The sequence below is a fragment of the Spirochaetae bacterium HGW-Spirochaetae-1 genome, assembly GCA_002839375.1.
GTDB lineage: Bacteria > Spirochaetota > UBA4802 > UBA4802 > UBA5550 > PGXY01.
In genome coordinates, this window is record PGXY01000007.1 from 474,112 (window position 1) to 487,515 (window position 13,404).

13 protein-coding genes are annotated in these 13,404 nt (G+C 51.1%); 3 read left to right on the top strand and 10 right to left on the bottom strand.

The window, feature by feature from the left end; genetic code table 11:
• Nucleotides 1–8: 8 nt before the first annotated feature.
• From CVV44_15610 to CVV44_15625, 4 genes are all read right to left on the bottom strand, one after another.
• Nucleotides 9–548 (bottom strand): hypothetical protein, encoded by a 540-nt coding sequence (locus CVV44_15610; GenBank protein PKL37764.1) that lies wholly within the window; start codon nt 546–548, stop codon nt 9–11.
• Between the two features lie 263 nt (nt 549–811).
• On the bottom strand, nt 812–1,603 hold the full coding sequence (locus tag CVV44_15615; protein PKL37765.1) for a hypothetical protein: 792 nt from the start codon (nt 1,601–1,603) through the stop codon (nt 812–814).
• A 51-nt stretch (nt 1,604–1,654) separates the two neighbouring features.
• On the bottom strand, nt 1,655–3,757 hold the full coding sequence (locus CVV44_15620) for a hypothetical protein (GenBank protein PKL37766.1): 2,103 nt from the start codon (nt 3,755–3,757) through the stop codon (nt 1,655–1,657).
• A 70-nt stretch (nt 3,758–3,827) separates the two neighbouring features.
• The gene (locus CVV44_15625) at nt 3,828–4,880 is read right to left on the bottom strand and encodes a gluconolactonase (GenBank protein PKL37870.1); all 1,053 of its coding nucleotides are present in this window, start codon (nt 4,878–4,880) and stop codon (nt 3,828–3,830) included.
• Nucleotides 4,881–5,103: 223 nt separating this feature from the next.
• On the opposite strand from CVV44_15625, the gene CVV44_15630 reads away from it, so the two are divergent.
• Complete coding sequence (locus CVV44_15630) at nt 5,104–5,913, top strand: Zn-dependent hydrolase (GenBank protein ID PKL37767.1); 810 nt, start codon at nt 5,104–5,106, stop codon at nt 5,911–5,913.
• A gap of 3 nt (nt 5,914–5,916) precedes the next feature.
• On the opposite strand, the gene CVV44_15635 is transcribed toward CVV44_15630, so the two are convergent.
• The 5 genes from CVV44_15635 to CVV44_15655 all read right to left on the bottom strand — a co-directional run bounded on the left by CVV44_15635 (nt 5,917) and on the right by CVV44_15655 (nt 10,564).
• Entirely contained in the window at nt 5,917–6,684 is a 768-nt protein-coding gene (locus CVV44_15635; GenBank protein PKL37768.1) for a hypothetical protein, read from the bottom strand.
• A gap of 23 nt (nt 6,685–6,707) precedes the next feature.
• The gene (locus CVV44_15640) at nt 6,708–8,036 is read right to left on the bottom strand and encodes a cytochrome c554 family protein (protein ID PKL37769.1); all 1,329 of its coding nucleotides are present in this window, start codon (nt 8,034–8,036) and stop codon (nt 6,708–6,710) included.
• A gap of 247 nt (nt 8,037–8,283) precedes the next feature.
• Nucleotides 8,284–8,547, bottom strand: coding sequence for a hypothetical protein (locus CVV44_15645; GenBank protein ID PKL37770.1), 264 nt, complete (start codon nt 8,545–8,547; stop codon nt 8,284–8,286).
• Nucleotides 8,548–8,816: 269 nt separating this feature from the next.
• On the bottom strand, nt 8,817–10,202 hold the full coding sequence (locus tag CVV44_15650) for a TrpB-like pyridoxal phosphate-dependent enzyme (protein PKL37771.1): 1,386 nt from the start codon (nt 10,200–10,202) through the stop codon (nt 8,817–8,819).
• 80 nt (nt 10,203–10,282) lie between these two features.
• The gene (locus CVV44_15655; GenBank protein ID PKL37772.1) at nt 10,283–10,564 is read right to left on the bottom strand and encodes a transcriptional regulator; all 282 of its coding nucleotides are present in this window, start codon (nt 10,562–10,564) and stop codon (nt 10,283–10,285) included.
• 256 nt (nt 10,565–10,820) lie between these two features.
• Here CVV44_15655 and CVV44_15660 point away from each other — a divergent pair, with 256 nt between their 5' ends.
• Together CVV44_15660 and CVV44_15665 are read left to right on the top strand one after the other, a co-directional pair.
• Complete coding sequence (locus CVV44_15660; GenBank protein ID PKL37773.1) at nt 10,821–12,038, top strand: hypothetical protein; 1,218 nt, start codon at nt 10,821–10,823, stop codon at nt 12,036–12,038.
• 1 nt (nt 12,039) lies between these two features.
• Nucleotides 12,040–12,414 carry a hypothetical protein gene (locus tag CVV44_15665; GenBank protein PKL37774.1) on the top strand — a complete coding sequence of 125 codons (375 nt, stop codon included), beginning with the start codon at nt 12,040–12,042 and terminating at the stop codon, nt 12,412–12,414.
• On the opposite strand, the gene CVV44_15670 is transcribed toward CVV44_15665, so the two are convergent.
• Nucleotides 12,383–13,387, bottom strand: coding sequence for a hypothetical protein (locus CVV44_15670; protein PKL37775.1), 1,005 nt, complete (start codon nt 13,385–13,387; stop codon nt 12,383–12,385). The genes CVV44_15665 and CVV44_15670 overlap by 32 nt on opposite strands.
• Nucleotides 13,388–13,404: the final 17 nt, after the last annotated feature.

Genomic DNA, 13,404 nt, shown 5'->3' on the forward strand with positions numbered 1-13,404 from the left:
TCCGATTTTTAATACATCTGTACTACCACATAATCATTTGCGCTGATAGTGACCGCTGAAGGACTTCCCAGTTCGATATTTTCATTGATGATTATGGTATACCTTGATGATGTATTTTTTATTATGGTAATGTCCAGGTCCGAGACAGGCTCCTGGTATATGACATCACCGTACCGGAGCACTGCATTATATTCATCGTGAGCCTTCAGAACATCTCCTGTCGCGGTCGATCCGTCGGGAATTTCAAAGAATACCTTCAGATTGAAAGTATTATCACTATTCATTGCGGCGAAGCCGAAATAATCTTCTTCATCGTCAACGGCCTCACCGTTAAAACCCACGGCCAGGCACGCCTCACCACTGCCGGTGAGAGTAGCGGAAACAGCACCGGACAATGTCAGATCGAATTTTTTTTCCGACACCAGTTCATAAACCGTATCAAAATCAAATTCGATAAAACCTTCGTCGTCGGAATCGGACGTGTAACCGGCACAGCCCGCCACAAAGATTGCCACGCAGACCAGCATGGGTACCGTCAGTTTTTTCATAAGTATACCACCCCGAATTTCTAAACCGGGGTGCCGGCGATTCCTGACGGACCTCTCCGCGCTCCGCCACTCCGGACTTCATGAAACTCAACCCCGATTGAAGGACGTCGGTTCCATTTTTTTAAAAGCATTTCAAAAAAAAACCGGTGCTTAACAGGGCATTTTATATTCATGGCAAAGAGAGGTATTAAAGCGAAGATAATCCGTTCGAGGTTGAATAAGGTTTTTCGTGCAATACCGATAGAATACAGTGGCAACGGCGCCTAATAAAGGCGCCGTGTTTTTCCCCCGTCTATGGTCACGGCCGCTCCCGTAATATACGTATTGCGCGGCGATGAAAGAAATGCCGCCAGGTCTCCCAATTCCCGCGGATCACCGGGACGCCCTACCGGTATATCACCGGAGAATTCCTTCAGAAACTGGTCCCCGGTTATGCCCCTCTGATCCGCCTGCTGCCTGGCGATATCCCTGATCCGGTCTGTAAGAAAAATTCCGGGACAGATGCTGTTCACCAGCACATTGAATGGGGCCACTTCCCGGGCAAGAGCCTTGGCGAAACCGAGAACGGCGGGCCGCGATGCATGGGAGAGAATGAGCCCGTCCAGGACCTCCAGTCCGGCTATAGACACGATCTGGGTGATCCGACCAAAGCGCTGCTCCTTCATGGCGGGAAGCAAGAGAGCCGTGAGATGTGTCACTGACCCCAGGGCCAGTTCAATGGCGAGCTGCCAGTGCTTCTGCCCGAAGCTTTCAAATGTTCCCGTGGGAGGGCCGCCGGCATTGGCCACGAGAATATCGACGCCGCCCAGCTCTTTCTGAGCAAGTTCCACGAGGCGCTCACGGTCCTCGCTTCTTGTGAGATCGGCCGCCACGGGGAAGGGCCTTACACCGGTTTCCTCTTTTAGGGAATCGGCAGCTTTATCCAAAACATCGCCAGTCCGTGCCGCGATTACCACCCGGACTCCTTCCTCCAGAAGTGACCGCGCTACGGCATAACCGAGCCCTTTACTGGCTCCGCAGACAAGCGCCCGTTTATCCTTCAGATGCAAATCCATAAATCCTCCGCATAAAATATTTTTTGATCAGCATGTCATTCACATTCATTCCTATTGTTCAATGCGGATTCTCGCATCGAGAACGATCACTCCGGAACCGTCGGAGAGAACCCTCACGGGATTAAGGTCCATTTCACGGATCTGAGGGAAGCGCGCCAGGAGGTGCGAAACCCGTTCAATGAGATCCACGTAAGCGGGGATATTTCCCGCGCTCCTCCCCCGGGTCCCCTGCAGGATTGCATGGGACTTGAGGCCCTTCAGTTTTTCCATTATCTCCTCCTGGCATGAGGGACAGAGAATATTCTGCACGTCGCGGAATACTTCAATATATATGCCGCCAAGACCAAAAAAGGCCACGGGGCCGAAGGACTCATCATAGTTGCCACCGATAAACATATCATACCCGTCACCGGCCATTTGCATTATCCGCACCCCTTCAAACCGCGCCTTACCGTTATAGCGGGAAAGGTTATCCCTGATAGTATTATAGGCAGCAGTAGTTTCGGCCTCATCTTTGATTCCGACAATGACGCCCCCGGCATCGGATTTATGCAGGGCTTCGGGGGACATGACCTTCATGACCACGGGATATCCGAGCCTTTCCGCCGCAATCACGGCCTCGTCCGCGGTGACAGCTGTGCAGGAGGGTGCAGTCGGGATTCCGTAAAGCCCGAGAAGCTCCAGGGCCTCCTCTCCGATATTGCCGCTGCGCTCCTGAATCCATGACTCGGCGGCTCTGTCATTGATGCCGGTTGGAATTCTGATCTCGTCCCCGCAGCGCGACTTGTGGGCGTAGAAATCCTTCTGCCGCCGCAGGGCCGTTATCATTTCCTCCGGTGTGTTAAATATGGGCATATTGAGGCTTTGCTTTATCATGGAAATGGTCTTCGACAGCCCGAAAAGGCAGGTTCCCATGGGCTTTCCCGACGAGAGAATGCTTCCGATGGCCTCATTGGAGAGATCCGTATGGAACATGCGGTAGAACACATCGTCACCTTTAGGCATATGAGGCCACTGGCTCACGAATATGGCCCCGTCCACCTCTTCATTATGCATAACTGAGAAGAATATGTGCTTGTACATGTCGATATCATAGATATCACCCATATCAAGGGGATTTGAAAACTTTATGACACCGGCATTAGAGAACTTTTGCAGCCCCTCGTAAAATTCCTGACCCGGATCGGCGAATTCAAAACCATTCTTTTCGCAGAAATCGGCCATCATGACTGTGAATCCCCCGGCGGGGCTCATGACCATAATACGGTTTCCCATCATGGGAGGCATTTCGAATGCCTTGGCCACTGATATAAAATCGGCATAATTGAAAATACGTATTATCCCGGCACGCTCGAACCCCGATGACACGATGGAATCATTGTTGCTCAGGGCCGCGGTGTGACTCATGGCCGCCCGCCTTCCCGCCTCGGAGGTGTTGGCTTTGAGAATAATGACAGGCTTATTTATTCGGGAAGCGGCCTCAATGAGTTCCCTACCCCGGGGAATGCTTTCCAGGTACATGCCGATGACTCTCGTCTCGGGGTCCCGGCCAAAATACTCCAGTATCTCCACCTCGTCCACATCGAGCTTGTTCCCGATGCTGGCAAACTTGGCCAGGCCCACATTCTCGTCGGACATGAGATTCCAGAGCATGAGGCCCACCCCGCCGCTCTGCGTTATAAGGGAAAATCCGCCCTGGGGCGGACTGTACGAGGGCACAAAGGGTATGCACAGACCATTCGCCGTGTTCGCCACTGTCAGCGCATTTGGTCCCATGAAGCGAACCCCGTATTTCTGGGCATTTGCCATGGCCTGTTCGGCAAGTTTCTTCCCTTCCTCGCCGAATTCATTGAACCCGCCCGACGGTATGGCCATCCAGGAAACACCGGCCTTGCCGCATTCTTCTATAACCGAGGGAACGAAACGGGCAGGGATCAAGGCGACTACGAGATCGGGCACGTCGGGGAGCTCCTCCACCCTGCGATACATTTTTATGCCGTTTACATGGAGTTCCTCGCCCGAGGGATGAATGCCGAAAATCCGTCCGCCGTATCCCCACCGTATGAGATTTTCCAGGATGAGGCGGGGAATATTCTCCACCTTGGAGGACAGTCCATAAATTCCAATTGAATCGGGATAAAATAGTTTTTCCATGGCGTATCTTCCCCTGCTTGAAGGTTTATTCCCGGTTATCCGGCCACATATATCTCAATACCGCGCCGGATCATTCTGCCAGCCGGTACCGGCCGATTCTGTCGTTATGCAGACTCCCCAGGTAGAGATATCCTCCATGCTCCTGCGCCGAGGTTATTTCATAGAGAGGCAATCCCGACGGGTCCTGCAGACTTTCAACGATATTCCCCTCTTCATCCAGCCTCAGCACAAAGGCATACGGCTCCGGTTTCGGCCACAGCGCGGCGGGCATACGTGCCATTAAAGATTTTATCCATGGAAAGGGATGAATCAAGTCCGCTATATCGTTGCGCACAGTAAAAAGGGCGACCCAGAAGGACCCTCTCCGGTTCGATGATACACCGTCGGGAAATCCCGGCAGGTTGTCGATGAAAATATCCCTGGCTCCCTTTTTTCTCCCTTTGAGCCAGTATCGCGTTATACGATATCGGTATGTTTCGTTCACCAGGACGAAATCCTCATTTTTAGACAAGGCCACGCCGTTGGCGAAATACAGGTCCTTTACCAGAACGACAACGCGCTTTGTCGCGGGATCATAGGATAGAAGCCTGCCATGAGGACGCGACTCCATCATGTCCAGCATATACTCATCCACAGTGAAGGTATCGGATGCATCGGTAAAATATATAATGCCGTCCGAGGCGATATCGCAATCATCGGTAAACCGGAATTGAACACCCTGGGCTTCCGTGGCCAGTACCGTCACCTTACCGGCCGGATCGATGGAGAGAAGACCTTTATAAGCATCACAGACAATGAGATTACCCAGGGCATCGAAATGAAGGCCCAGGGGACGGCCCAGGCCAGAAACGAATTCCTCTATCTTCCCATCGGGAAGGAGGCGGATGATCTTCCCATCGCGGGTCCCGCCGTATATGCGCCCCCTGCCATCCACATCCACATCCTCGGGCCCGTTGATCTTCCCGGCCATGAGAATCTCGGCCTTTTTAAGTCTGTCATTTTCTTTCAGAACTCCTTCCATGGACCGTTTTTGGGGAGGATCATAGGCTACGGCATCGATGGGAGAATCCCTGAGCGCCGTAATTACGAGAAGAACACAAACAATACCGACCAGGGAGTAAATTGTCTTTTTCAATGCTCACTTCCTCTCTAATTGAATGATTATTTTGTCGGGAATACCGGAAAATATCTTGCTATTGCCGCACAGTGTTCTTATCCTATCCGATAAAATTCTGATGTCAAGCAATTACCTGAATTTACCGGGCAATGCTTTCCGTCAGGAGGGTCTGATAAAGGCCCGGCGAAGACAGTAAAGCAAAAGCAACATTTCCCTGGAAGCGGAATCCATGAAAAAAAAGAGCTTCACCATCCACACGATTCACGGCTACATCTCCACCATCTTTCTGGCAGAATATCCCGATAAAATACTGCTCCTGGACGGCGGCACCATCAGTGACACGCAACGAATAAAGAAATTCTGCGAAACGAAACTGCATCGGCCCGTAACAGAAATCAGGCTCTGCGTCGCCACGCATATTCATCCCGACCATGCCGGAGGAGCCATAGAAATGAGAAAACTTTTCGGCATTCCCATCGCTGCACATCCCCTCATCGACCAGTGGTACCGGGGCATATCGGGATTCATTCAGCATAAAATCGACTGTGCCCTGGCTCATTACGTCAGGGCCGCAGACAGGATATCCTTTCAGAGAATTCTCTCCAGCAGGCATGTCGGGGCCTTCCATATTCTTCAGGACGGCGACAGACTTCCCGGTTTCGATGACTGGCAGGTTTTCCATGTGCCGGGCCACACCCTCCACGATCTGGTGCTCTACAACAGGAGCGCCCGGCTCCTCTATGCCGGCGACTGTCTCATCAATAAAAACGGGAAGATCAACCTCCCCATCCCCGTATTTTTTCATGGTACGATGCGGCATTCCTATGAAAAGCTGGTCTCCCTGGACATAGAAACAATCCTGCCGGCTCATGGCGATGCCATCACCGGCGGCAATATTCCCGAAATTTTCAACAGGCTGATTGAAATGCTGGGAGAACCGAAAAATGATATGAGCAGAATGGCCCACAGTGTGTCGATATTCGCTCCTCCGGTATGGAAGGCCTATATACGGAAACTGAAGCAGGGAAAGGAGAGCTGAGTCTCAGAAGGATTTTGCCCGGGCCTTTTCCCTTTCATCGGAAGTAGAGCCTCCCCCTTTCCGGTTTATAAGGTAGGGATTGTTTTCGCTGCTATATTCCGGCAGGGCCTGGTTGGCCAGGCGCAGTGCCTGCATGTAATCGCCCGAAGCCGCTTGCGCGTCGCCCATTTTATACCGTGCATACCCCTTGAGATACCATGCCTTATGATTATGAGGCTGCATGAGCAGCGCCACATTGAAATCCTCGACGGCCCTGGCATATTCCCCTTTCTCAAGATAGGCAAGGCCCCGGAAATACCATGACTTGAAATAATCACGGTTGAGTTCAATGGCCTGGGAATAGTCCTGTATGGCGCTGTCATACTGGGCGCCATAATGCCTGGAAAGTCCGCGATTATGGAAGGAATGGTAGGCTGCAGGATCGAGCTTTATGGCCTTTGTGTAATATTCAATGGCCGCATCATACTGACCCAGGTGATGCATGACCCCGCCGAGAAAATGCCAGGCTTCACCGTTTTCGGGCTCCCTGGCAACAACGTCGCGGAAACAGTCGCCGGCCTCCCTGAAACAGGAATTCATATACTTGATTTTCCCGACGCGCATAAGTTCTTTTACCGAAACGTCCGATGCCTTTCCAACTCCTTTTTTATCTACGGGAGAATTACTTTTCAATGAGTTGCCGGAATCTTTTTCCTGCGCGTACAGAGGTATGACACTTACAAGAAAAGCGATGAGTATAAAACAAATATTTCTTTTCATAATTCTCCGCATATAACTGACCGGAATATAGCTATTTATAATTTCACGGATTTCTTTGTCTCGGCCATGGTTACCACCGGCAGTTTCATCTTTCCTTTTCCGAGAATCTCATCAACCAGTTCCTGTGCTGCCAGCCGGTATAAAAGCCTTACTTCTATTGATATATTTTTTGATGCCGTTGCCGGAAGCTTGACGATTTCCCTGAGGGACTCTCCGGGCGGGACCCGTTTATCCTTGAGTATCTCCCGGGCCTGTGCAATATTCCTAACAGGGTTCCCTTTTCCGTCACCGAATATGGTATTGTAGACAAAGGAACCGGCTGGAATATATCCGTCCCTGTTCAAACGTCCCGATTCATACAGGGTCTTGCCCGACGCGTCACGGATAATAATTTCAAGCCACATCTGACGTGTATCTGTAAGCCCCGTTGGCAGGTAATGTCCGGCCCCGGTATTTTTTATATCAAAAACAACAGTGCCGTTTTTCACCGCTGAATCATCTATGGTAAGCACAGCGGCATTTTTAAGCCGTTCCTCGGCCAGTTTCATTTTACCCGGATCATCATTGTGGGCCAGAAAGCTGTTGCCCCCGACGAAATAATGCGTGAAGATATGGGGCCGTTCCCTGGAACCCGACGAGGCCGTACCGGGATTCACAGGCCTTTCCGTCGAACCCGTGGCCGGAACACCGGGCCTCTGGTACATATGACAGCCCTGGCATGTTATTCGCTTTGCCGGGTCCTTCGAGTTAAAAGGACTGTTCTGCCATTCCTCGTAGGTGGTTTCAAGCTTGGTTCCGAAGACCACGTGACGAACATCATGACAGTTGCCGCAGATTTTTGCGTCTTCATGAAAGGCCGAATAGGCTGATTTATGATAATCGGACTCCGAATCCTTAAATGGGCCCCGCTTCACGCCAGGGTCGGCATCACCATGTCCCGGGTCAAGAACGATACCGTTATTGTATGGTTTGTCGGCTCCCGTAGCTGAATGGCAGTAGTCGCACTGAATGCCCTCGCTGGGTATGTCACCCGCCTTATTGAGGTCATCGGAGGTTTTCAGGGGAAAGCCCGTAACAACGCCGATAGGAGTGTGGCACTTAACGCAGGATTCCGCCTCGGCCATTTCATCTTTCGAGGAAAGTCCTTTGAGATAGTATTTGGCCACGGCATTATACAGTTCATCAGTATGAGCCTGGTTATGCATGGAGTTTTTCCATTGGGCGTATATGGTATCATGGCATCCTCCGCAGGTTTCGGCGGAAATAAACCGGGAAAGCTCGAAGTGCTGTTTTTTTGCGCAGGTGATGAAGGCACCGGAAAATATCAGCGCCATTAAAAAAAAGAATGCCGTTTTACCTTTCATTTTCTTTACCTCTGATTTGGATATACTGTTCCCATTCCGGTTAGCCACATGCCGATGTATTGTGAAAACCGTGTAATTATTTATTCACGGTGCTATATCCGCATTGATTCAGTGTAGAATTCATTTGTTTTTTATCAAGCTAATTTTACATTCCATTATCATTATAAAGCGAAAATACATTCTATCGTGACGGGCAATCGGAGCAAAAGAGGGTTTGGCTTAAGGTGAAGAGGTGCGAACTGGTAGTCTATTCATTCTGACTGCGCGACCGGGCCTTCTCAATGAGTTCCAGGATTGAGGACACTTTATCCATGGGAGGGGTGAATATCTTTTCCTGCTCTTCAGAGGTAAAATGTTCATCCATGAAGGAGCGCACATCAATGGTTTCAAACCAGCAGTCCAGCACCTTCCTGCACGGCAGGCCATTCGCCACGGTCCGGCAGTACCGAAACTCGATATAATGCCCCAGCATGCGACAGTACCCTTTTTCATTATCATATTGCTCTATCATACGCTTCCCTTACTATGATTACTATGATGCAATTTCCAAAAAAGCCTTTGACTTCCATCAGGAATTTATCACCTGATTAAGCAAAAACCAGCCACAAGTCAGAGAGTACAAGGATGTACTCTCTGCTGGACTGCGGCCGAGGACAAGCCATGAAGGCGTCCGCAGGCCGCATAAAGCAAGTTACTTGCCGATAAAAGACAAAGCCCCTCGCGGCCAGCGAGCACGCGGGGGTCGTTAGGGGGTGGTCGTGCAACCACCCCCTGACATTCCTACCATTTCCCCGTTCTGTTTTTTGCTGCAACGGGATGATGGCTTATTTCCTTCAGGGCTGCGTCCACTTCATCCTGGTGCATGGCGTGGTCCACGAGAAGCCCCTGCATGTACTTATCATAACCGGCGAGGTCCATGAGCCCGTGACCGCTCAGGTTGAAAAGGATCACTCTCTCCTTCCCTTCCTCTTTGGCCTCCAGCGCCTTCCGTATCGTGGCGGCAATGGCGTGGCTGGTCTCGGGGGCCACTATGATACCCTCGGTCCGGGCGAAAATCATGGCCGCCTTATAGCATTCCATCTGCTGGATTGCCATGGGCGAGAGGAGTCCCTCCACTACCGCTTGAGAAACCAGCGGCGCCATACCATGATACCGCAGGCCACCGGCATGTATGGGCTCCGGCACAAAGCTGTGACCCAGGGAATGCATGGGCAGCAGCGGCGTCATTTTGGCAATATCGCCGTGGTCATAGACAAAAGGCGCCTTGGTCAGTGTCGGGCACGATGCGGGTTCCACTGGAATGATCTCTATCTTTGCGCCGTGAATCTTGTCATTGACGAAGGGAAACGCGATTCCCGCGAAGTTACTGCCACCGCCGGCACAGCCGATGACCGTGTCGACCTTTTTCACACCGGCTTTATCCAACTGCTTCTTCGCCTCGAGGCCGATGATGGTCTGGTGCAGCATGACGTGATTGAGCACGCTTCCCAGGGCATACCGTGTCTCCCCCGTTGTATCGGTGACGGCCGCCTCAACGGCCTCGCTGATGGCGATGCCCAGGCTTCCCGGCGTATCGGGATTCTTGGCCAGCACGTCGCGTCCCGCCTGGGTTTCAGTACTGGGACTGGGCACACACTGGCCGCCCCATGTCTGCATCATGACCTTTCTGAAGGGCTTCTGGTCAAAACTGATTCGCACCATGAAAACCTTGCACTCAAGTCCTACCAGTGAACAGGCGAAAGACAGGGCGCTCCCCCACTGCCCGGCTCCGGTTTCCGTAGTGAGCTTTTTAATGCCGAATTGCTTGTTGTACCAGGCCTGTGCCACGGCCGTATTGGGCTTATGGCTGCCCGCCGGGGATACGCTTTCATTTTTAAAATATATCTTGGCCGGAGTTCCCAGGTATCTTTCCAGGTGTATGGCCCGCTGCAGGGGCGTAGGCCTCCAGCGGTACAGGAGTTCCAGGACCGGTTCGGGTATATCGATCCACCTCTCCTGGCTCACTTCCTGTTCAATCAGGTTCATGGGGAATACCGGTGCCAGCTGATCGGGTCCGACAGGGTTTCCATCAGGTCCCAGGGGCGGAAGCATGGGTGAGGGAAGATCCGCGGCCAGGTTATACCACTGCCGTGGCATCTCATCTTCGTTTAAAAAAATCTTATACATGTCAAATCTCCTTAAATGTTATAATTGGCGTTTCCTTAAATACTACGGCGGACGAAACCGATTCTCTGTCGGGAAACCCCTCAGTTTTTATTGAATTTCTCGACCATTTTATCCATGGCCGAATCATTATCCCTCAGTTCCTTCGAGCCGCGTGTTATCTTGCAGAGGCTGACACCCAACCTTTCCGATATCTTCCGTTGACTCATCCCCGTTTTGAGAAGTTTCACGATTTCCCAGCGGGACGATATCTCCTCGATTTCATTGCCGGTCAGAATCGATTTCAGGAACTCCTCCACCAGGTCCCTGTCCTTCGTGGCTGCCAAAACGGTCGCTATTTCATCAAGACGATATATCTCTTTCATAGTTGTTCAGCTTAACCCGGACATTTATTGGCCAACGTTTCTATCAATAGAAACGTTTCTACCTATAGAAACATTGACAAAACCGGTGTTATTTTGTCAATATTTTTTTGCGTCAAAAATACATTGAAACGCGCCATGCTGGAGCAATAATAATCGTGAGAATGATGCTATCAATTCATTCCTCCGGAACATCCTTTTGATGAAACAATTATTGACAGGGAGACCCGTACTGATATCCTGTGCATAGGATAAGAAAATGAACCGGATCAGATTACAGACCATAGCCTTCATAATAATCATGGCGGCATCATCGCAGTTCTTTTGCAGGGCCTCATCCCCGAATGATGTAACAGTTACTTTTGCCGGCGATATAATCATGCATATCCCGGTCAAGAATTCGGCTTTCCAGCACAATAACAGTGCCGATGGGGGCAATGAATCGCTGAATAACAATGGATTTGATTTCCTCTTCGAAAAAATACGCCCGGCCATGCAAAAATCCAATATTGTCCAGGGAAACATGGAATTCCCCGTATCGCCTCCCTTTCAGAGCAGGCCCTGGATTTTCAACAGCCCTCCCCATGTTCTGGGGGCCCTTAAGAACGCCGGTTTCACCATGGTGACCATCGCCAACAACCATATCCTTGACCAGTCCATACAGGGCATGGGCGACACCATGACGTACCTGCGGAAGTACGGGCTTGACTTCGTCGGAGCCCATACCGGTGAAGAGGAATCACGCGCCGGATTGGTCCGGGAAGTAAGGGGAATCCGTATCGGTTTTCTCGCATATACGGGCGTGCTGAATTACGGCATGCCAGTGAAAAGAAAGACCGGTTACCTGAACTGGTTTTATGACAGGGAAAAAATCATCGGGGACATCAAGGCCATGCGAGGGCGCTGCGATTACCTTGTCATGACCGTCCATACCGGGAATGAATACGCCACAACTCCCCTGAAGAGAGACGCGGAGCTGATGAAGGAATATCTTGAAACGGGCGTTGACTGCATAGTGGGCCACCATCCCCATGTACTGCAGCCCGTGGAAAAAGTCCAAACGAGCGACGGCCGGCAGTGCTTCATATTTTACAGCATCGGAAATTTTATATCAAACCAGAGCAGCCAGGTTACCCTGCCCGGCGCCGCGGGTGCTCTGAGCACCCGGGATGCAGTTCTTATTAATCTCTACCTGAACAAAAATGACGAATCTGTTGCGGCCCGCTTCAGTATCGTCCCCATTACCACCATCAACCTGCGCAATCCAGTCACGGGCAAAAGACAGATTCAGACCCGTCTATTTATTGATGAACTCAATGAAAAAAAGTCTTTACTTACTGGCCTTTCCGGTGTACAACGAAAGCAGACAGAGAAAGAAATAGCCGATCTGAAAAAACGCCTCAGGACCATGCGGACGGTTCTTTTCAATAACAGCGTCCTCACCGATATTGACATGCAGGACGACAGCGGAGAATAGTATGGCCAAACCTTTTTCCATGACATACCGGAATAAATTCGATTACAAAATATTCGATCTTACAGGCGACATCGATTCCAATGATGCGGTCCATATTGAAGCCTCCATCAAAGAAGTTAATCCTGAGATCAATCAGGTGATCCTGAACATGGAGGAAGTGGGATACATCACCGGAACGGCCCTCAATTACCTGATGAAGCTGAACAAGGAGATGCCGGGCAACATTTTTATCATGAACGCCAACCAGGACCTGATTCAAATATTTAAAAGCAATAACGCGGCAAAATTTTTCAACTTTATCGTCAACGAAAATCTGCTCATGGAAAAGCAGAAGAAAAGGCAGCTCAACGATCTTCTTGATATCGCCGATGATTGATAAATTCACTGCACAGCGCCATGGTCGATGAGACCCGGTTCCCTATGAGGTAATCAGGAACATCCGTACCGGAGAGAAGCAGGTAGGGACATATCTCTCTCGTGAGCGTTTCAGGGAATCTCCCGCTCCCGGCGAAAGACCGGCTCTCCTTCACCAGTTCCCGCAGGGTAAGATTGAATTCCTCCTCATCAAAAACAAAATCCCCGGCATGGTTGTATATCCGCATCTCCCCGGTTATAATTACGGGAAGATTTCCCTGTTCAACGGTGACCTGCACCGAGTTGCCGAAACCGACCGCGTCACGGATATCGATGATGCCCGCCTGGCTCTCTTCCAGGCCCAGTTCCTCGCATAGCAGGGTTTTTTCCCTTTTCGCCAGTTCGATGTTGATGCCCGCCATGAATATTCGGACACCCGTTATTTTACCTTCCCCTTCCCTGATCAGGGATGGGGCCCGGTGCGGTTCAGCGGGATATATCTTTGCCTCCAGGGAACCGCCGCCGGCGCCGTAAAAACCGAAACGCTGCAGAAGAACGCTCCCGTAATGACCCGTGGCCTCCAGGATTGCCAGGAAGGTTTCCTTCATGAATGATGTGGGGAATGACCAGGGGCTGTGGGTCACGCCACGGCACAGCAGAACGGTCCTGGATTCACGGTAAAAAAGCATGGGCATGAGAAGCAGAACCATATCCACGGCCGATGAAAATTTTCCAGTGTCAATATCAATCCGCCACTGCTGAAGACGGCCCGGTGTAAAAAGCAGGTCATCGGCCTCGCAGGACAGCAAACCGGCGCCCGAGGCGGTAAAAAAAGCCTCCATGTCACGGTACAATGGAATGAATACGGGATTCTCCTCGAGGAAACGGCAGCCCTGGGAAATTCTCACGGGCCGCTGCTGCAGGAGCGACAGGGACAGGCTCTGCCTGATGTCGATCCAGTCGAGGCCGGGGATATCTACGTTTACCTGGTCCATGGCGCGGGAGATTCGAC

Excerpts from the sequence above, each read along its gene's own strand:
- CVV44_15610 (PKL37764.1), bottom strand. The coding sequence starts at position 548 with ATGAAAAAACTGACGGTACCCATGCTGGTCTGCGTGGCAATCTTTGTG.
- CVV44_15615 (PKL37765.1), bottom strand. The coding sequence starts at position 1,603 with ATGGATTTGCATCTGAAGGATAAACGGGCGCTTGTCTGCGGAGCCAGT.
- CVV44_15620 (PKL37766.1), bottom strand. The coding sequence starts at position 3,757 with ATGGAAAAACTATTTTATCCCGATTCAATTGGAATTTATGGACTGTCC.
- CVV44_15630 (PKL37767.1), top strand. The coding sequence starts at position 5,104 with ATGAAAAAAAAGAGCTTCACCATCCACACGATTCACGGCTACATCTCC.
- CVV44_15635 (PKL37768.1), bottom strand. The coding sequence starts at position 6,684 with ATGCGGAGAATTATGAAAAGAAATATTTGTTTTATACTCATCGCTTTT.
- CVV44_15640 (PKL37769.1), bottom strand. The coding sequence starts at position 8,036 with ATGAAAGGTAAAACGGCATTCTTTTTTTTAATGGCGCTGATATTTTCC.
- CVV44_15645 (PKL37770.1), bottom strand. The coding sequence starts at position 8,547 with ATGATAGAGCAATATGATAATGAAAAAGGGTACTGTCGCATGCTGGGG.
- CVV44_15650 (PKL37771.1), bottom strand. The coding sequence starts at position 10,202 with ATGTATAAGATTTTTTTAAACGAAGATGAGATGCCACGGCAGTGGTAT.
- CVV44_15655 (PKL37772.1), bottom strand. The coding sequence starts at position 10,564 with ATGAAAGAGATATATCGTCTTGATGAAATAGCGACCGTTTTGGCAGCC.
- CVV44_15660 (PKL37773.1), top strand. The coding sequence starts at position 10,821 with ATGAACCGGATCAGATTACAGACCATAGCCTTCATAATAATCATGGCG.
- CVV44_15665 (PKL37774.1), top strand. The coding sequence starts at position 12,040 with ATGGCCAAACCTTTTTCCATGACATACCGGAATAAATTCGATTACAAA.
- CVV44_15670 (PKL37775.1), bottom strand. The coding sequence starts at position 13,387 with ATGGACCAGGTAAACGTAGATATCCCCGGCCTCGACTGGATCGACATC.